26 protein-coding genes, 1 other RNA gene and 2 pseudogenes are annotated in these 26,016 nt (G+C 60.5%); 19 read left to right on the forward strand and 10 right to left on the reverse strand.

Features of this window, described 5'->3' with window-relative positions:
• Positions 1–16 precede the first annotated feature (16 nt).
• Both ISN39_RS19750 and ISN39_RS19755 read left to right on the forward strand, forming a co-directional pair.
• Positions 17–256, forward strand: coding sequence for a hypothetical protein (locus ISN39_RS19750; RefSeq protein WP_194728600.1), 240 nt, complete (start codon positions 17–19; stop codon positions 254–256).
• On the forward strand, positions 237–1,184 hold the full coding sequence (locus ISN39_RS19755) for an AEC family transporter (RefSeq protein WP_074066203.1): 948 nt from the start codon (positions 237–239) through the stop codon (positions 1,182–1,184). The genes ISN39_RS19750 and ISN39_RS19755 overlap by 20 nt, the downstream gene beginning before the upstream one ends.
• Positions 1,185–1,244: 60 nt before the next feature.
• Here ISN39_RS19755 and ISN39_RS19760 read toward each other — a convergent pair whose 3' ends face one another.
• Positions 1,245–1,823: a cytochrome c family protein gene (locus ISN39_RS19760; RefSeq protein ID WP_074066204.1), complete on the reverse strand. Its 579-nt coding sequence runs from the start codon at positions 1,821–1,823 to the stop codon at positions 1,245–1,247.
• 155 nt (positions 1,824–1,978) lie between these two features.
• Here ISN39_RS19760 and ISN39_RS19765 point away from each other — a divergent pair, with 155 nt between their 5' ends.
• Together ISN39_RS19765 and ISN39_RS19770 are read left to right on the forward strand one after the other, a co-directional pair.
• Positions 1,979–2,734: a 3-deoxy-manno-octulosonate cytidylyltransferase gene (locus ISN39_RS19765; RefSeq protein WP_074066205.1), complete on the forward strand. Its 756-nt coding sequence runs from the start codon at positions 1,979–1,981 to the stop codon at positions 2,732–2,734.
• Between the two features lie 11 nt (positions 2,735–2,745).
• Positions 2,746–3,606 carry a prephenate dehydratase gene (locus ISN39_RS19770; protein ID WP_194728601.1) on the forward strand — a complete coding sequence of 287 codons (861 nt, stop codon included), beginning with the start codon at positions 2,746–2,748 and terminating at the stop codon, positions 3,604–3,606.
• Between the two features lie 32 nt (positions 3,607–3,638).
• Here the strand turns inward: ISN39_RS19770 and ISN39_RS19775 are convergent, their stop codons facing one another.
• From ISN39_RS19775 to ISN39_RS19795, 5 genes are all read right to left on the reverse strand, one after another.
• Entirely contained in the window at positions 3,639–4,007 is a 369-nt protein-coding gene (locus ISN39_RS19775; protein WP_022713217.1) for a VOC family protein, read from the reverse strand.
• A gap of 123 nt (positions 4,008–4,130) precedes the next feature.
• Positions 4,131–4,262, reverse strand: a complete 132-nt coding sequence (locus ISN39_RS37665) for a hypothetical protein (protein ID WP_257788093.1) — start codon at positions 4,260–4,262, stop codon at positions 4,131–4,133.
• Between the two features lie 169 nt (positions 4,263–4,431).
• Positions 4,432–5,115, reverse strand: coding sequence for a YafY family protein (locus ISN39_RS19785; RefSeq protein WP_039843495.1), 684 nt, complete (start codon positions 5,113–5,115; stop codon positions 4,432–4,434).
• 9 nt (positions 5,116–5,124) lie between these two features.
• The gene (nudC, locus tag ISN39_RS19790) at positions 5,125–6,087 is read right to left on the reverse strand and encodes an NAD(+) diphosphatase (RefSeq protein WP_194728603.1); all 963 of its coding nucleotides are present in this window, start codon (positions 6,085–6,087) and stop codon (positions 5,125–5,127) included.
• Positions 6,084–6,494: an HIT family protein gene (locus ISN39_RS19795; protein ID WP_028739367.1), complete on the reverse strand. Its 411-nt coding sequence runs from the start codon at positions 6,492–6,494 to the stop codon at positions 6,084–6,086. Before ISN39_RS19795 ends, nudC begins: the two co-directional genes overlap by 4 nt.
• Before the next feature lie 89 nt (positions 6,495–6,583).
• Between ISN39_RS19795 and ffs the strand changes: the two genes are divergently transcribed.
• The 4 genes from ffs to ISN39_RS19815 all read left to right on the forward strand — a co-directional run bounded on the left by ffs (position 6,584) and on the right by ISN39_RS19815 (position 9,595).
• Positions 6,584–6,680, forward strand: an RNA gene (ffs, locus tag ISN39_RS19800) — signal recognition particle sRNA small type.
• 46 nt (positions 6,681–6,726) lie between these two features.
• On the forward strand, positions 6,727–8,604 hold the full coding sequence (locus ISN39_RS19805) for a DNA polymerase III subunit gamma/tau (protein WP_194728604.1): 1,878 nt from the start codon (positions 6,727–6,729) through the stop codon (positions 8,602–8,604).
• A gap of 21 nt (positions 8,605–8,625) precedes the next feature.
• On the forward strand, positions 8,626–8,949 hold the full coding sequence (locus tag ISN39_RS19810) for a YbaB/EbfC family nucleoid-associated protein (protein ID WP_022713223.1): 324 nt from the start codon (positions 8,626–8,628) through the stop codon (positions 8,947–8,949).
• A 34-nt stretch (positions 8,950–8,983) separates the two neighbouring features.
• Positions 8,984–9,595 carry a LysE family translocator gene (locus ISN39_RS19815; protein WP_194728605.1) on the forward strand — a complete coding sequence of 204 codons (612 nt, stop codon included), beginning with the start codon at positions 8,984–8,986 and terminating at the stop codon, positions 9,593–9,595.
• 76 nt (positions 9,596–9,671) lie between these two features.
• On the opposite strand, the pseudogene ISN39_RS19820 reads toward ISN39_RS19815, so the two are convergent.
• Positions 9,672–9,935 (reverse strand): annotated as a pseudogene (locus ISN39_RS19820) (Lrp/AsnC family transcriptional regulator); the annotation flags it as partial.
• Positions 9,914–10,543, reverse strand: a complete 630-nt coding sequence (locus tag ISN39_RS19825; RefSeq protein WP_194730263.1) for an MOSC domain-containing protein — start codon at positions 10,541–10,543, stop codon at positions 9,914–9,916. The pseudogene ISN39_RS19820 and the gene ISN39_RS19825, both read right to left, overlap by 22 nt.
• A gap of 58 nt (positions 10,544–10,601) precedes the next feature.
• On the opposite strand from ISN39_RS19825, the gene recR reads away from it, so the two are divergent.
• Together recR and ISN39_RS19835 are read left to right on the forward strand one after the other, a co-directional pair.
• Complete coding sequence (recR, locus tag ISN39_RS19830; RefSeq protein WP_039843500.1) at positions 10,602–11,207, forward strand: recombination mediator RecR; 606 nt, start codon at positions 10,602–10,604, stop codon at positions 11,205–11,207.
• Positions 11,208–11,327: 120 nt separating this feature from the next.
• The gene (locus ISN39_RS19835; RefSeq protein ID WP_194728606.1) at positions 11,328–12,593 is read left to right on the forward strand and encodes a lytic murein transglycosylase; all 1,266 of its coding nucleotides are present in this window, start codon (positions 11,328–11,330) and stop codon (positions 12,591–12,593) included.
• Between the two features lie 5 nt (positions 12,594–12,598).
• Here the strand turns inward: ISN39_RS19835 and ISN39_RS19840 are convergent, their stop codons facing one another.
• Both ISN39_RS19840 and ISN39_RS19845 read right to left on the reverse strand, forming a co-directional pair.
• Positions 12,599–13,054 carry a GNAT family N-acetyltransferase gene (locus ISN39_RS19840; RefSeq protein ID WP_194730264.1) on the reverse strand — a complete coding sequence of 152 codons (456 nt, stop codon included), beginning with the start codon at positions 13,052–13,054 and terminating at the stop codon, positions 12,599–12,601.
• A gap of 12 nt (positions 13,055–13,066) precedes the next feature.
• On the reverse strand, positions 13,067–14,698 hold the full coding sequence (locus ISN39_RS19845) for an MFS transporter (protein ID WP_194728607.1): 1,632 nt from the start codon (positions 14,696–14,698) through the stop codon (positions 13,067–13,069).
• A gap of 234 nt (positions 14,699–14,932) precedes the next feature.
• On the opposite strand from ISN39_RS19845, the gene rimP reads away from it, so the two are divergent.
• The 9 genes and pseudogenes from rimP to pnp all read left to right on the forward strand — a co-directional run bounded on the left by rimP (position 14,933) and on the right by pnp (position 25,979).
• Complete coding sequence (gene rimP / locus ISN39_RS19850; RefSeq protein ID WP_194728608.1) at positions 14,933–15,538, forward strand: ribosome maturation factor RimP; 606 nt, start codon at positions 14,933–14,935, stop codon at positions 15,536–15,538.
• Positions 15,539–15,597: 59 nt separating this feature from the next.
• Positions 15,598–17,202: a transcription termination factor NusA gene (gene nusA / locus ISN39_RS19855; protein WP_022713231.1), complete on the forward strand. Its 1,605-nt coding sequence runs from the start codon at positions 15,598–15,600 to the stop codon at positions 17,200–17,202.
• On the forward strand, positions 17,202–17,888 hold the full coding sequence (locus ISN39_RS19860) for an RNA-binding protein (RefSeq protein ID WP_074066213.1): 687 nt from the start codon (positions 17,202–17,204) through the stop codon (positions 17,886–17,888). Before nusA ends, ISN39_RS19860 begins: the two co-directional genes overlap by 1 nt.
• Before the next feature lie 99 nt (positions 17,889–17,987).
• A complete protein-coding gene (gene infB / locus ISN39_RS19865; RefSeq protein ID WP_194728609.1) occupies positions 17,988–20,669 on the forward strand; it encodes a translation initiation factor IF-2 in 2,682 nt (893 codons plus the stop codon).
• A 75-nt stretch (positions 20,670–20,744) separates the two neighbouring features.
• Positions 20,745–21,152, forward strand: coding sequence for a 30S ribosome-binding factor RbfA (gene rbfA / locus ISN39_RS19870; RefSeq protein ID WP_039843506.1), 408 nt, complete (start codon positions 20,745–20,747; stop codon positions 21,150–21,152).
• Between the two features lie 12 nt (positions 21,153–21,164).
• Positions 21,165–22,097, forward strand: coding sequence for a tRNA pseudouridine(55) synthase TruB (gene truB, locus ISN39_RS19875; protein WP_194728610.1), 933 nt, complete (start codon positions 21,165–21,167; stop codon positions 22,095–22,097).
• Positions 22,098–22,223: 126 nt separating this feature from the next.
• A pseudogene (locus ISN39_RS19880) lies at positions 22,224–23,073 on the forward strand (alpha/beta hydrolase).
• A gap of 156 nt (positions 23,074–23,229) precedes the next feature.
• Positions 23,230–23,499: a 30S ribosomal protein S15 gene (rpsO, locus tag ISN39_RS19885; RefSeq protein ID WP_026283114.1), complete on the forward strand. Its 270-nt coding sequence runs from the start codon at positions 23,230–23,232 to the stop codon at positions 23,497–23,499.
• 338 nt (positions 23,500–23,837) lie between these two features.
• Positions 23,838–25,979, forward strand: a complete 2,142-nt coding sequence (gene pnp, locus ISN39_RS19890; RefSeq protein WP_074066216.1) for a polyribonucleotide nucleotidyltransferase — start codon at positions 23,838–23,840, stop codon at positions 25,977–25,979.
• The last annotated feature ends 37 nt before the right edge of the window (positions 25,980–26,016 follow it).

Consider the following 26,016-nt stretch of genomic DNA (forward strand, 5'->3'; position numbering starts at 1 on the left):
GGCCGGATGAGAAGGGATGATGCCCTTCGACTGTGTACCGGAGCAGGCGCTGACCACGGATGAACTGGCAGCACCGGAACCGGGTGTCCGGCCAGTCCGGATGCGGAAAAGCGGGCAGTGCCCGCTTTTTTTGTTCCTGCCGTCCGGTTCGTTGCGCGCCTCTTTTGCCAATCCATTTGTCAACGAAGAAGTTTTGCTGCTAGAGCAGGATATCCCCGCGCAAGGCATCCCTCCGCATGATAGCCATCATTTTTGACGTCCTTCCCATCTTCATCATGATCCTGATCGGCTGGCTGATCGTCAAAACTGGACTGATGAAGGCAGATGTCGGCGACGCCTTGAGCGATTTCGTTTTCAAGATTGCCGTCCCACTGCTCCTTTTCCGCACGATTGCCGAAGCGGATTTTCATGGCGCTTCGCCATTTCGTCTCTGGATCGCTTATTTCTCCGGCGTTGCGGTGACCTGGACGGCGGGCCACATCGCAGCGACCCGTTTTTTTGGCCGTGATGATCGCATCGGCGTGCTTGCCGGCGTTTCGTCGGCATTTGCCAATACGATCTTCGTCGGTCTGCCGCTTGTTCAACGCACGGTCGGCAATGAGGGCCTTGTACCGCTTTCCATCCTCATCGCCGTGCATCTGCCGGTCATGATGGTCATCGGCACGATCATGATGGAGCGGGCGGAGCGGAAGATTGCGGGCAAAGGCGAACGCAGCATGCTGAAACTCTTTCGCCAGATCGGTCTCAATCTTGTCCGCAATCCGCTCGTTATCGGTCTTGTCGCAGGTGCCGCGGTTCACCTTGCAGGTCTTCCAATGCCGCTGCCGGTGGCGTCCATTGTCGACCAACTGGCGGGCGTTGCTGGGCCTGTGGCCCTGGTATCTCTGGGCATGGCGCTCGAGAAGTATGGCGTTTCCGGCAATGTCGGCATTGCCAGCGTCACATCTGCCTTCAAACTGGTGTTGCTTCCATGCTGCGTCTGGGCCGCAAGCCATCTGGTTGGATTGACCGGCAGTTGGACCGCGGCGCTGGTGCTGATCGCCGCTGTTCCCACCGGCGTCAACGCCTGGCTGATCGCCAACCGTTTCGGCGTCGGCCACAGCCTCGCGGCCTCCACCATCACGGTCACGACAGCACTCGGCGCCATTTCGGTTTCGCTCTGGGCCTACCTGCTCGGCGCCTGATCGCAACAAAAAAGCCCGGCGTCGGCCGGGCTCTCGATTCCGTCGGAAAGCTTTGAACGATTACTGCGTAACGGTGTCAGGCGCGTTCGGATCCGGCAACGGAACCGGTGCGTCTGCCAGCGTGTGCAAGTAAAGGATCACGTTCGCGCGGTCCTGTTCCTTCGGCAGACCGGCAAAGCCCATGGCCGTGCCCGGAATCTGCTTTTTCGGTGCCAGCAGGAAGTGGTTCAGGTGATCGAAGGTCCACTTTTCGCTGCCGCCCTTGGAGAAATCCTTCATGGGGGAGGAATAGGCGAAGCCCTCATGCGAAGCGATCGGACGATCGACGAGACCATAGAGGTTCGGGCCGACTTTGTTTGGCCCTCCCTTGGTCACGTCATGACAGGACTGACACTTCTTGAATACCGTTTCGCCTGCCTTGGCATCGGCGCTGGCAAGAAGCTTGGCGATCGGAACCACAGCTGCTGCAGGTGCAGCCTCGCCACCGCCGGCAGCGGGTGCCTCTTCCGCAACGATGGCGAAACCTTCCTTCTCCGGCGCTTCGGAGTGGAAGATCCCTTCGGACGCGATCGAGACTGACATCAGGACGAAAATCGTTCCGAGCAGCGCCCCAACGCCCATATTGACATAAGAATTCATCTGCAATGCTCCCCGTGCAGTCGGCAGACCCTGAATAGGCACCATCTTGAAATCGCGCGGAACCTATGTCTTTTGGCAGTTCGTTGCAACTGTCTAAATGGTCTTGTACGTGAGACTTTTTGACACTTTCCCGCCTGGAATAGAAGGTCCGAACGATGACTGCTTCAAATTTAGATGACGTGCTGGTTCTGATCCCCGCCCGCATGGCGTCCACCCGCCTTCCCGGCAAGCCGCTGGCCGATATTTGCGGATTGCCGATGATCGTCCAGGTCGCTTTGCGAGCGAAGGAAGCGGAGATCGGCCGTGTCGTCATCGCGGTCGACGACGAGGAGGTTTTCGAGGCGGTTTCGAAGGCCGGCTTCGAAGTCGTTATGACCCGCAAGGATCATCAATCCGGCTCCGATCGCATTTTCGAAGCCTTGCACAAGGTCGACCCGGACGCGAGCGCCAGGATCGTCGTCAACGTCCAGGGCGATCTACCGACCATCGATCCCGAAACGATCCGCGCTGCATTGCGCCCGTTGGAAGAGGAGACCGTCGATATCGCGACGCTCACCGTCGAGATCACTGATGAGGAAGAGAGGACCAATCCGAACGTTGTCAAGGTCGTGGGGTCTCCGCTCTCCGAAACGCGTCTTCATGCGCTCTATTTCACCCGCGCGACAGCACCTTATGGCCAAGGGCCGCTCTATCACCATATCGGCCTATATGCATATCGCCGGGCTGCGCTCGAGAAATTCGTCTCGCTCGGACCGTCGGCCCTTGAGAAGCGCGAATCCCTGGAGCAGCTTCGCGCGCTCGAAGCCGGCATGCGCATCGACGTGGAGATCGTTAAAACCGTTCCGCTTGGGGTCGATACGCCGGCCGATCTCGATAAAGCCCGCCGCATTCTTTCGGCAAGGAAGGCATGAAGGACATCGTCATGAACATCAAGACCAATCGAATCTCGTTTCAAGGCGAATTCGGCGCGAACTCCGACATGGCCTGCCGTGACATGTTCCCGACAATGGAGCCGTTGCCTTGCCAGACATTTGAAGACGCCTTCATGGCGGTCGACAACGGTGATGCCGATATTGCGATGATCCCGATTGAAAACACGATCGCGGGCCGAGTCGCCGATATCCACCACCTCCTGCCGGAGTCGCGGCTGCACATCATCGCCGAATACTTCATGCCGATCCGTTTTCAGCTGATGGTGCTGCCCGGAGTCGCGAAGGACGAAATACGCACCGTGCACAGCCACATCCACGCGCTGGGTCAATGCCGCAAGATCGTGCGGGCAAATGGCTGGAAGCCGGTGATTGCGGGAGATACGGCAGGTGCCGCGAAGCTCGTCAAGGAAACCGGCGACCGAACCATGGCGGCGCTTGCGCCGCGTCTTGCCGCCGAACTCTATAGCCTCGACATCGTTGCCGAAAATGTCGAGGACACCGAGAGCAATGTTACGCGCTTCGTCGTGCTCTCGCGCGACGAGGAATGGGCAAACCGCAGCTCCAAGGAAGAAAAGATCGTCACGACCTTCGTCTTCAACGTCCGCAACATCCCGGCCGCGCTCTATAAGGCTCTGGGTGGTTTCGCGACGAACAACATCAACATGACGAAGCTAGAAAGCTATCAGCTGGGTGGCAAATTCGTGGCGACGCAGTTTTACGCCGATATCGAAGGCGATCCGAACGATGCCCATGTGCGCCGGGCTTTGGAAGAGTTGCGGTTCTTTTCAGAGAATGTCCGCATTCTCGGGGTCTACAGAGGCCACCCGATGCGCGGCCAACTGCACAAGTGAGGAAGGGCGCCGGCGGCGCCCTTCCTGCTCTTTCACTTGTCGGGTTCGCAGACGCGCAACCGGTGGCCGTCCGGATCGAGCGCGACAAAGGTCGGGCCGAAATCGAGATCGGTCAGCTCCTGAGCAATTGGCAGACCGCGCTTTCGCCAATCCTCGTATTGTTTGGCAACGGCATTTTCGCCAGCCACCATGAAGGCGACCTCGCCGCGATTGCCGATCGCGGAAGGTTGCGGCTCGACCGTGCTGCGCCGCCACAGCCCGAGCGTGAAGCCGCCGTCGAGCGGGAACGCGACGAAATTCGGCGCGGCTACCCCGGGTTCGCGGCCGAGCAGATCCTTGTAAAAGATCGCACTTTCGGCAGGATCCTTGACGTAAAGAATGATGAGGTTCGGGCTGGTCATATCGGTGTCCCTCGTATTTGGAAAAGGTTTCGCAGATTCAGCGCTTGCCGGCGTCTAACGACGGCAAGCGCTAAAGCCGCCGCTGATGCGGCGGCGCTACGTCGGTTAGACGGTTTAGTGAATTCAGTTGCTCTCGTGGTGTGGGTGGTTCCAGTCCATGAACCCGATATCGCGCTTCATGTAATCGGACATCGCATCGAGATCGAGCTGAGGATAGCGGCTCCGCACCATCTTGCGCGATGCGTTCAGCATCATTCGCAGCATCAGAGATTGGGGGTATCTCGCTTGCGTAGTCGTGTCCTCGACCGCGCGATTTCTGCATGTCGATCGGGTGAGGTTCAAGCTCGTCATCATCGGTCCTCCAGTTTGGGATTGTCCCGATAATAGCGCTGACCACTGTCAGTTTATGGCAGTAGCGTCGAGGCTAAGACGAAATTTCCTGCTGATCCCGCCACTCCTTGAGAAGCACTGCGCGGCGGCGCGGATAGCGTACGTCTTGGGGTCTCATTTCGACGATCCGGTCGGTGCGGAAATGACGGTAATCCTGCCGCAGTTCGCACCACGCCACCACGACGCGGACCTGCTCGAAGTAGCTGAGCGCAAAGGGCCAGATATTGCGGACGGAGACGGTTCCGCTCTCGTCGGAATAGGTCAGCTTGAGAATCCGTTCGCTGCGGATCGCCTTGCGAATGGCGTCAAGATCCGCCTTGTCGGCAACGGGCGGACGCAGGTGAACGAGAAGCGTCGAGGTCTCGATTTCATCGCGCATTTCGTGTGGCAGGACATCGGCAATCTTCGCCAGTGCATCGGCGCCGGCAGCAGCAAGACGCGGATCGGCGGCGCGGGCGACCCAGCGCGAACCGAGGACCAATGCCTCGATCTCGTCCTGCGAAAACATCATCGGCGGCAGCATGAAGCCGGGCTTCAAGACGTAGCCGATGCCGGGTTCGCCTTCGATCAGAGCCCCCTGCCCCTGGAGGCTGGCGATATCGCGATAGAGCGTGCGGATGCTGACGCCTGTTTCCGTAGCAAGGACGGCACCGCTCACCGGCCGTCGGTAGCGCCGCAACGTCTGAAGCAGGGTCAGAAGGCGTTCCGAGCGCGCCATCACATCAGCCTATTGCTTTTTCCACTCCACCCAATCGCGCATCAGGCGGTGCGCGATAGCGCCTTTGGGCGGCGAAGCCTGACCGTTGGCGCCGGGGCGTTCGAGCATTTCAAGTGTTTCCTCGCGGGTGAACCAGCGGCAATCTTCCAGTTCCGATTCGTCGCGGTGGACCTCTGTTGATTTCGCCTCGGCATAGCAGCCGATCATCAGCGTATGCGGCATCGGCCAGGGCTGCGACGCGTGGTAGCGAATCCGGCCGGTTTTGATACCGGATTCTTCCAGCGTCTCGCGGCGCACGGCATTTTCGATCGTTTCGCCGGGCTCGACGAAGCCGGCGAGGCAGGAATACATGCCCGGCGTAAAATGGTGGCTGCGGCCGAGCAGGCAAAGGTCGCGCTGTTCATCGATCGTCAGCATGATGACCACCGGGTCGGTGCGCGGGAAGATCATGTGTTCGCAGGCCGTGCAAACCCGCTTGTAGCCGCCGATGCGCATCTCCATCGTGCTACCGCAACGGCCGCAGAAGCGGTTGTCGCCGTTCCAGCGGATGAGGCTTGCGGCCTGGGCGAATTCGCCAAGCAGAACGTCATCGACGAGCTGGTCGCGGTAGAGCGTCCGGCCGTCGGCGGGCTTGTAGTGGCTTTCAAGTTCCTCGGCGGGAATGCCGACGGGAACGGCAAGCCGCGGTTCGCCCGTCTTGCGGTAGCCGAGCAGGATCGTCTCGTCCCAATGTGGCTGCAGTTCCTGCAGTTCGTAGCGGGCAAACAGCGGATCGAGCACTTGTCCATCATGCTTCAGGACAAGCTTGTCCTTGGCGAAGGCGAAGATATGCGTGCCGTCCTTCGCCAGTGCATTTTCGACGGACTGCTCGTCGCGATGTTCGGAATCGCGGTTGAGGTCGTTTGCGGCAAAGGCGGTGAGATTGCTGGGCTCCGGATGTGGGACATCCGAATCGAAAAGCGAACGGTTCATGATGAAAGGGCTTCCCGCAACTTCGCTATGAATTCATCTCTCTTGCCCGCTTCGTAGGGCTCGGCCTTACCGAAGCTCCAAACGGGGCCTGGCCAGTTGGCATCGCCTTCGAAGCGGGCAATGACATGAACATGAAGCTGACGGACGATATTGCCAAGGGCCCCGATGTTGATTTTTGTGGCACCGGTGATCTTCTTCAGCGCAGCCGCGGTCATTTCGGTTTCGAAGGTGAGAAGCACCTGATCGAGCGGCGTGAGTTCGAAGATCTCCGTCATGTTGGCCCTGCGTGGCACCAGGATCAGCCACGGCCAGCGGGCGTCCTTCGATAATCGGAGATCACACAGACCCGTCTGCATGACGCTGTCGCTATCGCTCTCCAGCCGACGGTCGAGAATGAAATCGTCCAACAGGCATTCCTCCATATTTTTCCTATGATTAGCAGTTTTTTTTGAGCTTGGCTTGCTTTTGATGGCGATATTGCCGATATGTGCATCCGGGAGGTTGGTGGTGGACGAGCCACTCGCCAACCGGGTCAGGTCCGGAAGGAAGCAGCCCTAACGAGCCCGGCACGGGTCATCGTGCCAGCCTCCCACCCTTCTCTCTTCCAAATGCCCGGCGTTCCGGGCGATAAGCAGGGCGATGAGCGACACCGAGCGACAGTCACAAGATGCCGCCTCGACGGGCACCGGGTACCGGGTGCTGGCACGCAAATACCGCCCCAAGGATTTCACGGACCTCATGGTCGGCCAGGAGCCGATGGTCCGCACGCTGACCAACGCCTTCGAGACCGGCCGCATTGCGCAGGCCTACATGCTGACCGGCGTCCGTGGCGTCGGCAAGACGACGACAGCCCGTATTCTGGCGCGCGCGCTGAATTACAAGACGCCCGAGATCGACAAGCCGACGATCGACCTGCGCGTGCCGGGCGAGCATTGCCAGGCGATCATGGAAGGCCGCCATGTCGACGTGATCGAGATGGACGCCGCCTCCCATACCGGTATCGACGATATCCGTGAAATCATCGAGCAGGTACGCTATCGGCCGGTGTCTGCGCGCTACAAGGTTTATATCATCGACGAAGTACACATGCTTTCGACACAGGCCTTCAACGGCTTGCTGAAGACGCTCGAAGAGCCGCCGGAGCACGTGAAGTTCATTTTTGCGACCACCGAAATCCGCAAGGTTCCGATTACCGTTCTCTCGCGCTGCCAGCGCTTCGATCTCCGCCGCATCAGCGCGGCGGATCTGGTCGGCTTGTTTACAACCATCGCAGCGAAGGAAGGCATCGATGCGGAGCCGGATGCGCTGGCGATGATCGCGCGCGCCGCTGAAGGCTCGGCACGTGACGGCCTTTCGCTGCTTGACCAGGCAATCGCCCATGGTAGCGGCGCAGTCCAGGCGGAAGCGGTGCGCGGCATGCTGGGCCTTGCCGATCGTGCTCGCATCGTCGATCTCTTCGAGCATGTTGCCAGAGGCGATGTCGCTGCAGCGCTTGCCGAATTTCAGGCGCAGTACGAGGCGGGCGCAAATCCCGTCGTCGTGTTGACCGACCTTGCCGATTTCACCCATCTCGTTACCCGGCTGAAATATGTGCCGGACGCGGCTAATGACCCGTCGCTCAGCGAAGTCGAGCGAACCAGGGCTTCCGAGTTCGCGCAAGGGATTGCGGTAACGACGCTGTCGCGGATCTGGCAGATGTTGTTGAAGGGCATTCCGGAAACCGAAAGCTCTTCGCGCACGGCCGGTGCGGCGGAAATGGTGCTGATACGGTTGGCGCATGCGGCGCATCTGCCGTCGCCCGAAGATGCCGCGCGTCGCCTTGCCGAGCTCTCCGAAAACGGCAGCGGTTCGCGTCCTTCGCCTACGCCGTCGGGTACCGGTAGCGGCAATGGTGTCCGTGTACCATATCAGTCGGCGGTAGCCGTACGCGCGACGGAGAGCACGCCGAGGCCGCAGCCTTCAGGGGGACCGGCCATGTTGCGTGCCGTACCCGATCCCGATCCGCAGCTGACGCAGACGGCAGGCCGCATCGAGACGAAGCCAGCGGAAGCGCCCAAGCCGCTCGTTCATGTCAATTCGATCGCCGATATCGTCAATCTCGCTGCGGAAAAGCGCGACCCGAAGCTGAAAGCACTCGTGCGCAATTTCGTGCGGCCCGTGAAGATCGAGACCGGCCGTCTCGACGTTAACCTTACCGACGGGGCGCCGGCGACACTGCTCAACGAGCTTGCCGTGAAGTTGAAGGAATGGACCGGCATACACTGGATCGTCAGCCTCAGCCGCGAGGCCGGCGACCCGACGATGGTCGAGGCAGAAGCCAAGGCCAAGGAGCAGCAGGTGAGCGACGCCCGGCAGGATCCGGATGTGGCGGCAATCCTGGCGCAGTTTCCGGGCGCAAAGATCATCGACGTCCGGGTAAGGGCACCCGAACCGGAGGAGGAAGGCGAGGCGAAGCCGCCTGCAGTCGCTGAATCCGAAGAGGGTGACATTCTGCCCGGCGACGACATAGAATTCTGAAGTTGAAGAAGGAACCAGACGATGCGCGACCTCATGGGCATGATGGGCAAAGTCAAGGAAATGCAGGCCAAGATGGAGCAGATGCAGGCGGAAATAGCCGAGCTCCAGGCTGAAGGAAAGGCGGGCGGCGGTCTCGTGACCGTTGTCATGAGCGGCAAGGGCGAACTGAAGAGCCTGAAGATCGACCCGTCGCTCTTCAAGGAAGACGATGTCGAGATCCTCGAGGATCTGATCATTGCCGCCCACAAGGATGCCAAGGACAAGGCGGAAGCCGCTGCAGCCGAAAAGACGAAGGCGCTGACCGCCGGCCTGCCAATCCCGCCCGGCTTCAAGATGCCGTTCTGAGCTTTGCAGCGATCTACGCGGGAAGAGAGCGCCGATGACGCTGACCAGTCTCCTTGTTTTTGCCGGCGCTCTCTTCATGGCCGCCGGTTCGCCGGGGCCGAGCGTTGCGGCGCTTGTCGCCCGCGTATTGTCGAAGGGCGCCCGTGATGTTCTGCCATTCCTCGCCGCCATGTGGATTGGCGAAGCGATCTGGCTGACCTGTGCGGTGGCTGGCCTTGCCGCCGTTGCCGAAACCTTCCATTTGGCCTTTGTCGCCATCAAGTGGCTCGGTGTCTGCTATCTGCTCTATCTCGCCTGGAAGATGTGGTTCGCCTCGTATGATGCGAGCGAGGAAAAGCTGCCTGAAGGGCAATCCGCCGCAAAGCTCTTCTTTGCGGGCATGACGGTGACGCTCGGCAATCCGAAGATCATGATGTTCTACGTCGCCCTGCTGCCTTCGATCATCGATATCCATTCGGTGACGATTGTTGGCTGGACAGAACTCGTCGCGACCATGTTCGTTGTGCTGATTCTGATCGACGTCAGCTGGGCACTGCTTGCCGCAAAAGCCCGCGGCTTCCTGAAAAGCCGCCGTGCGATCAGGATCGCAAACCGTGCCAGCGCCGGAACCATGGCCGGTGCCGCCGTCGCAATCGCGATGCGCTGAGTCACCTCAGGGCGAAAATCCAGAACATCGCTTTCGGCAACAAGCAGCGGACTGTCGAATCCGGTCAGGAGCGGCTTTAGGTCAGTCGCAACAGGTCGCGACCAACGGCTATGGCGGTTCGCCGCGCAGCACGAGCGAAGTCGTGACCGCGCCCTGGCGCGCAATGCTGTCGACAATGGGTTCAAGTTCCAACGGGCGAGAGATTGGAGCAGTCTTCTGCCGTCAGCCGCAGCATCTCAATCACCTGCGGCATCTCGGAAAATTGCTTCAAGTAGGGGCGTACGTGCTCGCGCTTGGTTGGCAGCCTGATGACCGCCATCATTGCAAGTCCGAGAGCTGCGCTTCCAGAAGGCGGCGCAGTTTGTAATGGATGGGCGCGGCGAGATACCGCGCACGGTCCTCGGCGGAGAGCAACTTGCCGAATGTTGCGAGCATCTCGGGCATCGTCACCTTCTGACCTCCGTAAGGCACGTATTCGACGGGCATTCCGGCCTCCGCCACCCCACCAGTGATAACCCGGCAATAAATGCCGGGGCGGCTGGCCTTGGTGTAGCGCTTCACGAATTTCGGATCGGCCATCTTGGCGGCGAAGGTCGCGCACGGAATGCGCGCCGACGTCGCCTCGAGAACGAGCTCGCCCGTTATCAAGCGATCGCCAACTGAAACTGCGCGGTTGTCGAGGCCATCGATCACAAGATTTTCGCCGAACGTGCCGGGCTCGATCGCGCGCCCAAGCTCTCCCGCCCACCAGTCGAGTGTCAGCGATCCTTCGAGATAGACGGCCTGATCGACACCGCCGTGATGCTCGCGGTTGCAAATGGCGTCGCCGACGAGACCTTCGGAGTCGATGATCACGGCGCCGTTGACGGCTTGCTTGTAGATACCCGTCTTGTATTTCTTGCCGGGCAGCCGCTCGGGATTGGCGGTGCAGACGGCACGTATTTTCATCATATGGTCGACTCTTTCCGCGATTCCGTTTTGGCAACATATGGGCTAAGAACGGCACATGACAAAGCGAGTCACCGGCCCCGAAATCGAAAAACTCATCCAGCTTCTGGCGAAGGTGCCGGGCCTCGGGCCTCGCTCGGCCCGGCGCGCGGCGCTGCACTTGATCAAGAAGAAGGACCAACTGCTCGGACCGTTGTCGACCGCGATGGGTGAGGCCTATGACAAGGTGAAGGTCTGCTCGCGCTGCGGCAATGTCGATACCGTCGATCCCTGCACCGTTTGCACCGACGAGCGCCGCGACCACTCCGTCATCATCGTCGTTGAGGACGTTTCCGACCTCTGGGCATTGGAACGCGCCGCAGCGATGAACGCAGCATATCATGTACTCGGCGGCACGCTTTCGCCGCTCGATGGCATCGGGCCGGATGACCTGAACATTCGCGGGCTGATCGATCGCATCGGGGAAGGCGGTATTCGCGAACTCATCATCGCCGTTAACGCGACTGTCGAGGGCCAAACCACAGCGCACTATATAACGGACCAGCTGACGGGATTGGACGTGAAGATCACGCGGTTGGCGCATGGCGTGCCGGTCGGCGGTGAACTCGACTACCTCGACGAAGGGACACTGGCTGCCGCCTTGAGGGCAAGGACTGCGATCTGAGGAGGAAAAATGCGAGACGACACCCCCCTCTACCACGTTGTGACATCCCCCCTACGAGGGGGGAGATCAGATGGAGCTCGGCGAGGGCGTTTCCTGCCGACATCCCCCATTGTCGGAGAGATGCCCAGCAGGGCGGAGTGGGGCAGCATTTGCCGTTGGGCCATTGCTTTGGCATGTTTTTTCGCTCTCCTCCCTCTTCCTGCGCTTGCCCAGAACAGGCCGGCGGTGGAAAGACAATTCCAGCAATGGATCATCAGCGATCTTGGCCCTGATGCGAAGAAGGCCGGCATTTCAGAAAAGACGCTGCAGGCCGCATTCAAGGGCATCGCGCTCAACTGGAGTCTTCCCGATCTTGCGCCTCCCGGATTCCCACCGGCGAAAGAGCGCAAGCAGACGCAGGCGGAGTTTTCTTCGCCCGGTCCGTATTTTAACGAGGACCGGCTGAAGAAGCTGGCGGCAACCGGACGCGGTTTTGCCTCGCAATATGCCTCGACGCTGAAGCGCATCGAAAAGACCTATGGCGTGCCGGGCTCGATCGTACTGGCGATCTGGGGCCGTGAGACGGGCTTCGGCGCGGCGAAGATCCCGAATTCGGCGATCGAGGTGCTGGCGACCAAGGCCTTCATGTCGACTCGCAAGGAAATGTTCCGGGTCGAGCTGATCGCGGCGCTTCACATTCTCGATGGCGGTGACGTGACGCCGGCCGGCTTCAGGAGCTCGTGGGCGGGAGCGCTCGGCCAGCCGCAATTCATGCCGACCAGCTATCTGAAATATGCGGTCGACTTCGATGGTGACGGGCACCGCAATATCTGGACGTCCGTACCGGATACACTGGCATCCATAGCCAACTATCTTGTTAAGAAAGGCTGGCAGCGAAATCGTGACTGGGGCTTCGAGGTGACGATCCCGGCGGCGGTTTCCTGCGCACAGGAGGGACCGGATATCGCACAGCCGCTTTCGCACTGGGCTTCGCTCGGCATCAATCGCAAGTCCGGCAAGGGCTTTCCATCCGGCGAAATGAAGGCTTCGGGTATGATGCTTGTGCCGGCGGGGCGGGATGGGCCGGAATTCATCGTCACGCCGAACTTCTACATCATCAAGGAATACAACAACTCCGATCTCTATGCGCTCTATATCGGCAACCTCGCCGACCGGATCGCTTATGGCTCCGGCGCCTTTCAGGGTGCTTGGGGCGATGTCGGCAAAATGCTGCGATCCGATGTGGCGGCAATGCAAAAAGCACTGGAGCGCCAAGGCTACGACGTCGGCGGATCGGACGGCTTGCCGGGCTACAAGACCCGCCGTTCGATCGGACAGTGGCAGGAAAAGAACGGTATGCAACCGACCTGTTTTCCCGATGCTTCGATGAAGGGCAAGCTGAAGTAACCGTCCTATAGGTTACGCTTCAGACCTTCATGGCTCGCAGTAAAGCCGAGCTTTTCATAGAAGCGGATGGAATCCGCCCGGGATTTGTCCGAGGTGAGCTGCACGAGCTTGCAGCCGCGCGCACGGCATGTCTCTACCGCCCATTCGATGAATTCGGTCCCCAGCCCGCTGCCGCGCGCTTCCCTTGCAATCCTTACGCTCTCGATCTGCCCGCGCCACGTGCCGGTGCGCGACAGTCCGGGAATGAACGAGAGCTGCAAACAGCCGACGACGTGATGCTTTTGATCCACGGCAACCGCCAGCAGTTGGTTTTTATCTGCGTCGATTGCGGCAAAGGCTGTCTGGTAGCGCCCATCGACGGGATTGGCGACGACCTCTCTGCCTTGGCCGATATCGCCGTCGGCAAGCAGCCGGATGATGTCGACAAGGTCGGTTTCGCGGGCTTTTCGGAATGCGTGGATCATCGCATTGCCTCAGTGGTGAAGATCGATCGGCGCCTTGTGGAACACATCGTCGGATGGCGGGATGGTCTGCCGCTCAATCATGCGGTGAACATGCGGCGCTGCCATGCCGCGGTGGAGGGCGCGAAGGCGATCGGCGTTTTCCGCATCGGCCTGCGTGCGGCGCTGGTTGTGGCGGATGTACTCGACCCAGGTCGGCGTGTGATAGGTTTCGGTCCAGGTGCCGGGATTTTCGAGGTCGCGCATCAGTGCCCAGTTGCGTGCGCCGTCGCGGATGCGGATGCGCCGCCGTTCACCCATCAGCTTCAGGAATTCGGGCAGGTCGCTATCGCCGATCTGATAATCGACCTGAATGACGATCGGCCCGCTGCGGGGCGTGATGTCGAGCCCAAGCGCGGGCTCTATGAAACGGTTGAGCGGGTCGAGATTGAGCGAGGCAAAGGCCGGCATCGAGAAGCGAAAGCCGATAACGATGCCGATCAGCATCACTGCGGCTGAGCCATAAAGCGCATTCGAAACGCCGAAGCGATCGGCGGCCACACCCCAAAGCCAGCTGCCGCCGGCAATGCCGCCGAAGGTGACCGTCTGATAAAGCGACAGGGCCCGGCCGACGACCCAGCGCGGCGTCGAAAGCTGTACGATCGTGTTGAACAGCGAAAGCGCGAGTACCCAGCACGCGCCGGAAACGAGCAGCCCCGCCGAGGTGAGCACGGCAAACGGGCTCGACGCGGCAATCACCATGCTGATGGCAAAACCGGCAAAGGCGTAGCGGATGATGGTCTCGCTGCTGAACATCTCGCGCAGCCGCGCATTGAGCGCCCCGCCGCCGATTGCGCCGATGCCGAAGGAGCCGAGCATGAAGCCGTAGGTCAGTGGCCCGCCGGCGACGAGATCGATTGCGACGATCGGCAGGAGCGCGAGCACCGAGCTCGCGCCCACGCCGAAGATCAAGCCGCGGATAAGTACCTTTTCAAGGTTGGGCGACATCGAGACATATCGAAGACCGGCGGAGATCGCACTCCCGAGGCTTTCGCGCGGAAGGCTGGAAGCGGGCAGCGATGGCTTCCAGCGCGTGAGTGCGTAGATAAGCGCAAAATAACTGAGCGTATTCACCATAAAGGCAGCGGCGGCACCCGCCGTCGCGACAATGACGCCGCCGATGGCGGGGCCGACGCTGCGGGTCATGTTGAAGCCCATACTGTTCAGCGTCACCGCGTTCGGCAGGTCTGCCCGCGGCACCATATCGCCGACGGAGGCCTGCCAGGAGGGGTTGTTGAGTGCCGTGCCGCAGCCGATCAGGAAGGTGAAGAACAGGAGCAGCCAGGGCGTGATCCAGCCGAGCAGGGCACAGGCGGTGAGGATCGTCGAGACGGCAAGCATGAGGAATTGCGCCGTCAGCATCACCTGCCGCCGGTCGAAATTGTCGGCGAGCGCGCCCGAGATGAGCGAGAACAGCATTATGGGAAGCGCTGTCGAGGTCTGGACCAGCGCCACCATGTCCTCGGAAGCGGTGAGGGTCGTCATCATCCACGCGGCCCCTACCGCCTGGATCAACCCGCCGAAATTCGAGGCGAGGCTTGCGAACCAGATTGTGCGGTAGGTTTCATGCTTCAGCGGCGCCAGCGTTGATGAATTGGATGGCACGATTCCTCCCGCTTGCTAAATTTCCCTCGGCTCCAATATATGATGAAGCTCGACCGTGGCTAGGCGCGATTGCGCCTCCGCGGCGCATTTGAGTCGAGAGCTTGCAATTTCGTAAAAACAGGCCTATATGCCACTCAAATTCTTGATCGTGCGATGAAGAGTGGGCCGCAAGGACCCGCTCTTTTTTATTAGCGCGATCGTCTAAATGCATGAAAATTGCGAGGAGCGCATCGCTTGTCGGATCCGACGAACGCAGACAATGAACTTGAGCCGCGGTTGATTACCGAAACCGGGCTTGACCAGCGCCTTGCCGACATCATCGAACCCGTGCTCGTCGGCATGGGCTTCCGCCTGACCCGCGTGCGCATGCTCAACCAGAACGGCGCTACGCTGCAGATCATGGCAGAGCGCCACAATGGCACGATGAGCGTCGAAGACTGCGAAGAGGTCTCGATGGCCATTTCTCCGGTTCTTGATGTGGAAGATCCGATCGATCGGGAGTATCATCTGGAGGTGTCTTCGCCCGGTATCGACCGTCCTTTGGTGCGGAAATCCGATTTCACCCGTTGGCAGGGGCACCTTGTGAAGTGCGAAACGTCGATCATGATCGGCAACCGCAAGCGCTTTCGCGGAAAGATCATCGAAGCGGACGCGGATGGTTTCACGCTCGAACGTGACCAGGTTGCCGATGGCGAAGAGCAGAAGGTCACCATTCCCTTCACGGCGCTCAGCGATGCGAAGCTCATTCTGACCGACGATCTGATTCGCGATGCGCTGCGCGCCGATAAGGCCGCGAAAGCGCAGGCAGCGAACCAGAACGAGGCGGACGACGAAGAATAACCGATCAACTACGGCTCCAGGGACGGGAACCCGCAAGGCCAAGACGGAGAGATAAGACAATGGCAGTTAGTGCGAACCGGCTCGAACTTCTGCAGATCGCAGATGCAGTGGCGCGCGAAAAGGTCATCGACCGTGAAATCGTGCTTGCCGCGATGGCGGATGCGATCCAGAAGGCGGCGCGCTCCCGTTACGGCACGGAATCGAACATCCGCGCCGATATCAATCCGAAGACCGGCGAAATTCGCCTGCAGCGCCTGCTCGAAGTCGTCGAGAAGGCAGAAGACTACTCCACGCAGATCCCGTTGGAGCTGGCCCGCGACCGCAACCCCGACGCAGCGCTTGGCGACTTCATCGCTGATCCGCTGCCGCCGATGGATTTCGGCCGTATTGCCGCCCAGTCGGCCAAGCAGGTCATCGTCCAGAAGGTTCGCGAAGCCGAGCGCGACCGGCAGTTCGACGAATTCAAGGATCGCGTCGGCGAAATTGTCAACGGTACCGTCAAGCGCGTCGAATATGGCAACGTCATCGTCGATCTCGGCCGTGGCGAAGGTATCATCCGCCGTGACGAAATGATCCCGCGCGAAAACGTCCGCTACGGCGACCGCGTTCGCGCATATGTCTATGACGTCCGCCGCGAACAGCGCGGTCCGCAGATTTTCCTGTCGCGTACGCATCCGCAGTTCATGGTCAAGCTCTTCACCATGGAAGTGCCTGAAATCTACGACGGCATCATCCAGGTCCGCTCGGTCGCCCGCGACCCGGGTTCGCGTGCCAAGATCGCTGTCATCTCGAACGATAGCTCGATCGATCCGGTCGGTGCCTGCGTCGGTATGCGCGGTTCGCGCGTCCAGGCCGTCGTTGGCGAGCTTCAGGGCGAAAAGATCGACATCATTCCCTGGTCGCAGGATCCGGCGACCTTCGTCGTCAACGCGTTGCAGCCGGCTGAAGTCGCCAAGGTCGTTCTCGACGAAGATGCAGAACGCATTGAAGTCGTGGTTCCCGACGAGCAGCTTTCGCTGGCGATCGGCCGTCGCGGTCAGAACGTGCGCCTCGCGTCGCAGCTGACCGGCTGGGATATCGACATCATGACGGAAGCCGAAGAATCCGAGCGCCGTCAGAAGGAATTCAACGAACGCACCAACCTCTTCATGGATGCGCTCGACGTTGACGAAATGGTCGGCCAGGTTCTGGCTTCCGAAGGCTTTGCCGCCGTTGAAGAACTCGCCTACGTCGACCTCGACGAAATTTCGTCGATCGACGGCTTCGATGAAGAGACGGCGCAGGAAATCCAGCAGCGCGCTCGCGAATATCTCGAGAAGCTCGAAGCGGAGATGGACGAGAAGCGCAAGGCGCTCGGCGTTTCCGACGAACTGCGTCAGATCGACGGTATGACCGCCCAGATGATGGTTGCGCTTGGCGAAGACGGCATCAAGACGCTGGAAGATTTCGCGGGCTGCGCGGCGGACGATCTCGTCGGCTGGACAGAGCGCAAGAACGGCGAAACCAAGAAGTTCGAAGGCCTCTTCTCGAAGTTCGACGTTTCACGTGTCGAGGCCGAGCAGATGGTCGTCCAGGCACGCCTTGCTGCCGGCTGGATCACCGAGGAGGATCTTGCGAAGGACGCTGAAGTTGTCGAAGCCGACGCTGCCGAGCAGGAAGCATAATGATCGCGGAGGTGCACGCTTCTCCTGAGGATGATGATCTTGCAGGTTATGACGTGAACAGCCGCATGTGCATCGTGACGCGTGAAAGCGGATCGCCGGATGAGTTGATCCGCTTCGTTGCAGCGCCCGACGGGACGGTGATCGCCGATCTGAAGCGTCAGCTTCCGGGACGCGGCTGCTGGGTCAAGCTTGATCGCGCGTTGGTCGACAAGGCGGTGGCGAAGAAGTCTTTCGCCCGCGCATTGAAGGCGGATGTGAAGGCAGCAGCCGATCTCGGTGAAACCGTCGACCGGCTGCTCGCACAGCAGCTGATGCAGATGATGAACATGGCGCGCAAGGCGGGCCAGTTCGTCAGCGGCTCCTCGAAAGTGGATGCCGCAGTCAGAAGCGGAGCAGCACTCGCCGTGTTCCATTCGACGGATGCCGCGGACGATGGCGTGAGAAAAATCGACCAGGCTCGCAAGGCTTGGCACCTCGGAATGGAAACCGAGGAGAAAATACCTTCTTTCCGGCTCTTCTCGGAGAGCGAAATGGAAGGCGTGATGGGCCAGAATGCTTTTATCCATGCCGCAGTGCTTGCAGGGCAGGCAGGTGAGGGTGTAGTGAAGCGCGCAAAGATGCTCGAAAAGTACCGCAGCGGCGGTCAATCCCGGGCACCAGGCGGCGCTGGCCAGCAAAAACAATGATGCGGCGACCGGCACCGGCCGGCCCATCATTGATCGAAAAGTATTTGAACGATAGGGTTTGATGACGTCATCGCTCCCTGTCCGAAGGAACGGGAACGAATGACAGATAGCAATGACGACAAGACGCTTGGAGCAAAGAAGACGCTTACCCTGAAGCCATCGGGGATAAGCCAGGGCACCGTGCGCCAGGATATGGGCCGTGGCCGCACCAAGGCGGTCGTTGTCGAGACGCGCAAGCGGCGCCCGATGCGCCCCGAAGACGATCGCCCGACCACGCCGGCTCCAGCGCCCCGCGCGGCAGAACCCGCTCCGGCGGCAACGCAGGCGCCTGCACCTCGCATCCAACAGCCGGGCGGCCAGCCTCCGCGCCCGCAGCAACCGGCTTCGCAGGCTCCTCGCCAGCAGGACCGCCCGCGTCCGGTTGTCCTGAACCATCTTTCGCCTGAGGAAATGGACGCCAGACGGCGCGCGCTAGCGCTGGCCCAGGTCCGTGATGCAGAAGATGCAGTCCGCCGGGCTGAAGAAGAAAAGCGCCGTGCAGCCGAAGACGCCGCCCGCCGCGAAGCGGAAGCAGCCGAAGCAGCCCGACGTGCAGCCGAAGAGGCCGCCCGTCCTTCTGCGCCGGTCGAGGAGGCTCCTGCGCCCGAAGCAGTTGAGGTCCAGGCTGAGGCTCCGCGCCCGGCGCCGGCCGTGCGCCGTCCCGAGACTTCGGCGCCTACTTCTGCACGTCCGGCTCCAGCTGGGGTTGCACCCGCAGTCCGTGGCCGCCGTCCGGAAGGTGAGGAGGAAGAGCGCGGATCTCCTCGTGGGGCTCCTGCCCGTGGTAGGGTCGTTCGTCCGGAACCGGCAAAGCCGGTGACGACGCGTCCGAAGACCGAAGAGGAGCGCCGCCGCGGCAAGCTGACGATCACGACGGCAAATGTCGATGACGACGGCAATGCGCGCGGCCGTTCGCTTTCCGCTATGCGTCGTCGCCAGGAGAAGTTCCGCCGCAGCCAGATGCAGGAAACGCGCGAGAAGATTTCCCGCGAAGTCATTCTGCCGGAAACCATCACCATTCAGGAACTGTCGCAGCGCATGTCCGAACGCGCTGTCGACGTCATCAAGTTCCTGATGAAGGAAGGCCAGATGATGAAGCCAGGCGACGTCATCGACGCCGATCTGGCAGAACTCATCGCTGGCGAATTCGGTCATACCGTCAAGCGTGTTTCTGAATCCGACGTCGAACTCGGCATCTTCAATGTGACGGATGAAGGCGGCGAACAGGTCTCGCGTCCGCCGGTCGTCACCATCATGGGCCACGTCGACCACGGCAAAACCTCGCTGCTCGACGCCATCCGCCATGCGAACGTGGTTGCCGGTGAAGCCGGCGGCATTACGCAGCATATCGGCGCTTACCAGGTGGAACAGAACGGTCAGAAGATCACCTTCATCGACACCCCCGGCCACGCCGCCTTCACGGCAATGCGTGCACGCGGTGCGCAGGCGACTGATATTGCCGTTCTCGTCGTCGCTGCCGACGATAGCGTGATGCCGCAGACGATCGAATCGATCAACCATGCCAAGGCGGCAGGCGTTCCGATCATCGTTGCGATCAACAAAGTCGACAAGCCGACGGCCAATGCCCAGAAGGTCCGCACCGAACTTCTGCAGCACGAGGTCTTCGTCGAGTCCATGGGCGGTGAGGTTCTCGACGTCGAGGTTTCGGCGAAGAACGGCACCAACCTCGACAAGCTGCTTGAGGCGATCCTGCTGCAGTCGGAAATCCTAGATCTGAAGGCCAACCCGGACCGCACCGCGGAAGGCACAGTCATCGAAGCTCAGCTTGATCGCGGTCGCGGTTCCGTTGCGACGGTCCTCGTTCAGAAGGGTACGCTGCGCCCCGGCCAGATTATCGTCGCTGGTGATGTCTGGGGCCGCGTGCGTGCCCTCGTCGATGACAAGGGCAACCATGTCAAGGAAGCGGGACCGGCCACTCCGGTTGAGGTTCTGGGTCTCTCAGGCACGCCGCAGGCGGGCGACAAGTTCGCCGTTGTCGAAAACGAAGCTCGCGCCCGCGAGATTTCCGAGTACCGTCAGCGGCTTGCCCGCGACAAGGCTGCTGCCCGCCATTCGGGCCAGCGCGGCTCGCTGGAACAGATGATGAGCCAGCTTCAGACGGCTGGCGTCAAGGAGTTCCCGCTGGTCGTCAAGGGCGACGTGCAGGGCTCGATCGAGGCGATCGCCGGTGCGCTCGACAAGCTGGGAACGGACGAAGTCCGCGCTCGCATCGTGCATTCTGCGGCTGGTGGCATCACCGAGTCGGATATCTCCCTTGCGGAAGCATCCGGTGCTGCAATCATCGGCTTCAACGTTCGTGCGAATGCGCAGGCGCGTACGCTCGCCGAGCGTCAGGGCATAGAAATCCGTTACTACAACATCATCTACGATCTCGTGGATGACGTTAAGGCAGCGATGTCCGGCTTGCTCTCTCCGGAGCGGCGCGAAACCTTCCTCGGCAATGCCGAGATCCTCGAGGTGTTCAACATCACGAAGGTCGGAAAGGTCGCGGGTTGCCGCGTTACCGAAGGCAAGGTCGAGCGTGGCGTCGGCGTCCGCCTCATCCGCGACAACGTCGTCATCCACGAAGGCAAGCTCAAGACACTCAAGCGCTTCAAGGATGAAGTCTCGGAAGTGCATTCCGGCCAGGAATGCGGTATGGCCTTCGAGAATTACGAAGACATCCGCGCGGGCGACACGATCGAATGCTTCCGCGTCGAGCACATCACCCGCACGCTCTGACGGCGCGAGACTGGTATTTTCGACGGGCGCCGGATCATCAGAGGCCGGCGCCCGAACCTTTTTGGGCAGAGAATAATGGCAACAAAACCCACATCCTCGGCACCTTCGCAACGCATGCTGCGCGTCGGCGAACAAGTGCGTGCCGCGATCACGCAGGTTCTCCAGCGTGGCGAAGTGCGCGATGACGTGATCGAAAAGACCGTCATTTCGATCTCTGAAGTCCGCATGTCTCCGGACCTGAAGATCGCGACAGCCTACGTGACGCCGCTTGGCATTTCCGATCACGGCGCAGTCATCGATGCGCTGAACCGCAACGCAAAATACATCCGCGGCCGTCTCGGCCCGCAGCTTCGGCAGATGAAATACATGCCGGAGGTGCGTTTCCGCGACGATACGAGCTTCGACAACTATAAGAAGATCGATGAATTGCTGCGCTCGCCCGAAGTCCAGCGCGACCTCGACGGCGACACTGAAGAACAATAGCAGAAGAAGCGAATGTCCAAACCACGCAAACCCAAAGGCCGCCCGGTTTCCGGCTGGCTGATCCTCGACAAGCCCGTTGATTTCGGTTCGACGGAGGCGGTCTCCAAGATCAAGTGGCTCTTCAAGGCGCAGAAATGCGGTCATGCCGGCACCCTCGACCCGCTGGCGTCTGGAATGCTGCCGATTGCGCTGGGCGATGCGACGAAGACTGTTCCCTATGTCATGGACGGCCGCAAGATTTACGAATTCAAAGTGACCTGGGGGGAGGAGCGCGCAACCGACGACCTCGAAGGCGAGGTGACTCGGAGTTCCAACAAGCGCCCGACAGAGGAGCAGATCCGCAATCTTCTTCCGAAATACACCGGTGTCATCAGCCAGGTGCCGCCGCAGTTTTCCGCGATCAAGATCGCCGGCGAGCGCGCATATGACCTGGCGCGCGACGGCGAGACGGTCGAGATTCCTTCCCGTGAAGTCGAGATTTTCCGCCTGACGCTGCTTGCCTGCCTGGATGAGAATACCGCGCATTTCGAAGTCGAGTGCGGCAAGGGCACGTATGTACGCGCCCTGGCTCGCGATTTCGGCCGCGAGCTCGGCTGCTACGGCCATATTTCCGGGCTACGCCGGACCTTCGTGGCACCTTTTGGCGAAGACAGCATGGTGGCGCTCGCAAGCCTCGTCGCGCTTGAGAAACTTGAAGACATGGACGAGCGTCTTGCCGCGCTCGACGCCCTGCTGATCGATACCAGCGAAGCCTTGTCCTCACTGCCACACCTTGCCGTCAACGACGATCAGGCACATCGCCTGAGGATGGGCAATCCCATCTTGGTGCGTGGCCGTGATGCGCCGGTTGCCGAAAGCGAAGCCTATGCGACGGCACGCGGAAAGCTCATCGCGATCGGCGAGATCGGTCAGGGAGAGTTCCGCCCGAAGCGCGTCTTCGTTTGAGTCGCAATGCGTCTTTGCGGGAACGCGACCGCGCCGGAGTTACGGATGGTAATAGTCAATCATCCCCCTTGAGCTATGTTTCTCCTCCTTGCGGCTATGAAGGCCGCCCAGCTTGAGGAGCAGGTCATGCGCGCAGTTGCGGTCGCAGTCGCGATGTTCTTTTCGGCCGTTCTCGCGGCCGCAAGCGCCCAGTCGGCCGAGCGCTGGGCGGAGTTGCCCGCCTTCCCTCCCATGCCGCCGGCGAAGACGAGCGGCATGGCGCCAGTAAACGACATCAAGATGTATTACGCCGAGTACGGTGCGGGCGACCCGATCTTGTTCATCCATGGGGGCCTCGGCAGTGCCGATGTCTGGGGCCGTCAGGTCGAGGATTTTGCCAAAGACCATCTTGTAATAGTCGCCGACAGCCGCGGGCACGGACGCTCGACACGCAGCGGGCAGCCTTTCGGCTATGATCTCATGACGTCCGATTATGTCGCACTGCTCGATTATCTGAAGCTCGACAAGGTCACGCTTGTCGGCTGGTCGGATGGAGGCATCATCGGCATCGACATGGCGATGAAGCATCCCGAGAAGTTGACGCGTCTCATCGCGCAGGCTGCCAATGTGACGACGGAGGCGTAAAGCCGGACGTGATGACGAACAAAACGTTCAGCGACTACATCAAGTCCGCGGGCGAGGCCTACAAGAAGCTCTCGCCGACACCGAACGAATATGACGCATTCGTCAACCAGATTTCGGCGATGTGGATGAGTGAGCCCGCCTGGACTGCTGCCGACCTCGGCAAGATTACCGTGCCCGTCACCCTGGCAATCGGCGATCACGACGAAGCGATCAAGCTCGATCACACCGAAGGATGGCGAAGGAGATCCCCGGTGCAAAGCTCGTCATTCTGAAGGATGCCAGCCATTTTGCAATGCTGCAGGATCCCGAAGGGTACGATGCGATGATCCGTGACGCGATGGCGGGCAAGTGATAAATCCGCCATCTGGTGCGGGCCCCTTTCCATCGAGGCTCATTTGGGTTATAGGCAGCGCCAGCATCAGGCAGGACCTGAGTGCATTCGCGGCCGAAGCTGGACGACATCCCGGCTTTTGGCGACCTAATCTCCTCTCATAGAAAGGAACATCCGATGTCGATTACAGCTGAGCGCAAGACGGCTCTCATTAAGGAATACGCAACGTTCGAAGGCGACACCGGTTCTCCGGAAGTTCAGGTTGCGATCCTGACCGAGCGTATCAACAACCTGACGGAACACTTCAAGGGTCACAAGAAGGATAACCATTCCCGCCGTGGCCTGCTGACGATGGTTTCGAGCCGCCGCTCGCTTCTTGACTATCTCAAGAAGAAGAACGAAGGCCGCTACACCAAGCTGATCACCAGCCTGGGTATCCGCCGCTAATGATTTCCGGCGGGCGTTCCTTATGGACGCCCGCCGGATGCTTTTGAGGGGCCGATGGCCCCATGAAATTCTGCCGCCGCGCCCTATCTTCGCGTGGAGGAAATACGGTGGACCCGGATGGGCCGGTTCTGCCAAACCAACCGTTGACCTGTCATGGGGCAGGATTGCCGGATGCTTTCGGCCAAAGTCTTTCAAGGAGGGCTTTGGTCCGGTTTCTCAGGAAGCTGGGGATGAAAAGCCTCCCGTTGTCTTGCCCATGATACGTCACACCAATTGCGGTCGACTGTGCGCTGCGCTTTCCGCGACGGCGCGCGCTCCCGCATCGAAGGACAAGACATATGTTCGATACCCATACCGTGGAAATCGAGTGGGCTGGCCGCCCGCTGAAGCTCGAAACTGGCAAGATCGCCCGTCAGGCTGATGGTGCCGTTCTCGCGACTTACGGCGAAACCGTGGTTCTCGCCACCGTCGTTTCCGCCAAGGCGCCGAAGCCAGGCCAGGACTTCTTTCCGCTCACCGTCAACTACCAGGAAAAGACCTACGCGGCCGGCAAGATCCCCGGCGGCTATTTCAAGCGCGAAGGCCGTCCGAGCGAAAACGAAACCCTCGTTTCCCGCCTGATCGACCGCCCAATCCGTCCGCTCTTCCCGGAAGGCTACAAGAACGACACGCAGGTCGTCGTGACTGTCGTCCAGCATGACCTGGAGAACAACCCGGACATCCTATCGATGATCGCAACCTCGGCCGCCCTGACGCTCTCCGGCGTTCCCTTTATGGGTCCGGTCGGCGGCGCGCGCGTCGGATATATCAATGGTGAATACGTCCTGAACCCGCATCTCGACGAGATGGACGAATCGAGCCTCGACCTCGTCGTCGCCGGCACGCATGACGCGGTTCTGATGGTCGAATCTGAAGCCAAAGAGCTTCCGGAAGACGTCATGCTCGGCGCCGTCATGTTCGGCCACAAGGGCTTCCAGCCGGTTCTCGAAGCGATCATCAAGCTCGCTGAAGTTGCCGCCAAGGAGCCTCGCGATTTTGCACCGGAAGACTATTCGACTCTCGAAAACGAAATGCTTGGCCTTGCAGAAGCCGAACTTCGCGAAGCCTACAAGATCACCCAGAAGGCTGATCGCTACGCCGCTGTCGATGCAGTCAAGGCGAAGGTAAAGGAGCACTTCCTGCCGGAAGAAGGCGAAGCCGAATATACGGCCGAAGAAGTCGGCGCGATTTTCAAGCACCTGCAGGCAAAGATCGTTCGCTGGAACATTCTCGACACCAAGAGCCGCATCGACGGCCGCGATCTCGCGACTGTTCGCCCGATCGTCGCTGAAGTCGGCCTGCTGCCGCGCACGCACGGTTCGGCTCTGTTCACCCGCGGTGAAACGCAGGCGATCGTCGTTGCCACGCTCGGCACCGGCGAAGACGAGCAGTACGTCGATTCCTTGACGGGTATGTACAAGGAAAACTTCATGCTGCACTACAACTTCCCGCCCTACTCGGTCGGCGAAACGGGCCGCATGGGTTCCCCGGGCCGCCGCGAGATCGGCCATGGCAAGCTTGCATGGCGCGCCATCCACCCGATGCTGCCGTCGGTTGAGCAGTTCCCCTATACGCTCCGCGTCGTCTCGGAAATCACCGAGTCCAATGGTTCCTCCTCGATGGCAACCGTCTGCGGTACGTCGCTGGCGCTGATGGATGCAGGCGTTCCGCTCGCAAAGCCGGTCGCCGGGATCGCCATGGGCCTGATCAAGGAGGAAGAGCGCTTCGCCGTTCTTTCCGACATCCTCGGCGATGAAGACCATCTCGGCGACATGGACTTCAAGGTTGCCGGCACGGAAGCAGGCATCACCTCGCTGCAGATGGACATCAAGATCCACGGCATCACCGAAGAGATCATGCAGATCGCTTTGGATCAGGCCAAGGGTGGCCGTCTGCACATCCTCGGCGAGATGGCGAAGGCCATTTCCGAAAGCCGCGGCCAGCTCGGCGAATTCGCTCCGCGCATCGAAGTCATGAACATCCCGGTCGACAAGATCCGCGAAGTCATTGGCTCCGGCGGCAAGGTCATTCGCGAAATCGTCGAAAAGACGGGCGCGAAGATCAACATCGAAGACGACGGCACCGTCAAGATCGCATCGTCTTCCGGCAAGGAAATCGAAGCGGCCCGCAAGTGGATCCATTCGATCGTCGCCGAGCCGGAGATTGGCCAGATCTACGAAGGCACGGTCGTCAAGACCGCTGACTTCGGCGCTTTCGTCAATTTCTTCGGCGCCCGTGATGGTCTCGTCCATATTTCGCAACTGGCTTCCGAGCGCGTTGCCAAGACGCAGGACGTCGTCAAGGAAGGCCAAAAGGTCTGGGTCAAGCTCCTCGGCTTCGATGAGCGCGGCAAGGTCCGCCTGTCGATGAAGGTCGTCGACCAGACGACTGGCCAGGAACTCCCGGCTGCCGAAAAGAAGAAGGAGGAGGCGGCTGAGTAAGCCGCGCCTTTCCAACCGTTCATGGGCGCGGGATTTT

It is taken from the genome of Rhizobium sp. 007 (assembly GCF_015353075.1).
Classification (GTDB): domain Bacteria; phylum Pseudomonadota; class Alphaproteobacteria; order Rhizobiales; family Rhizobiaceae; genus Rhizobium.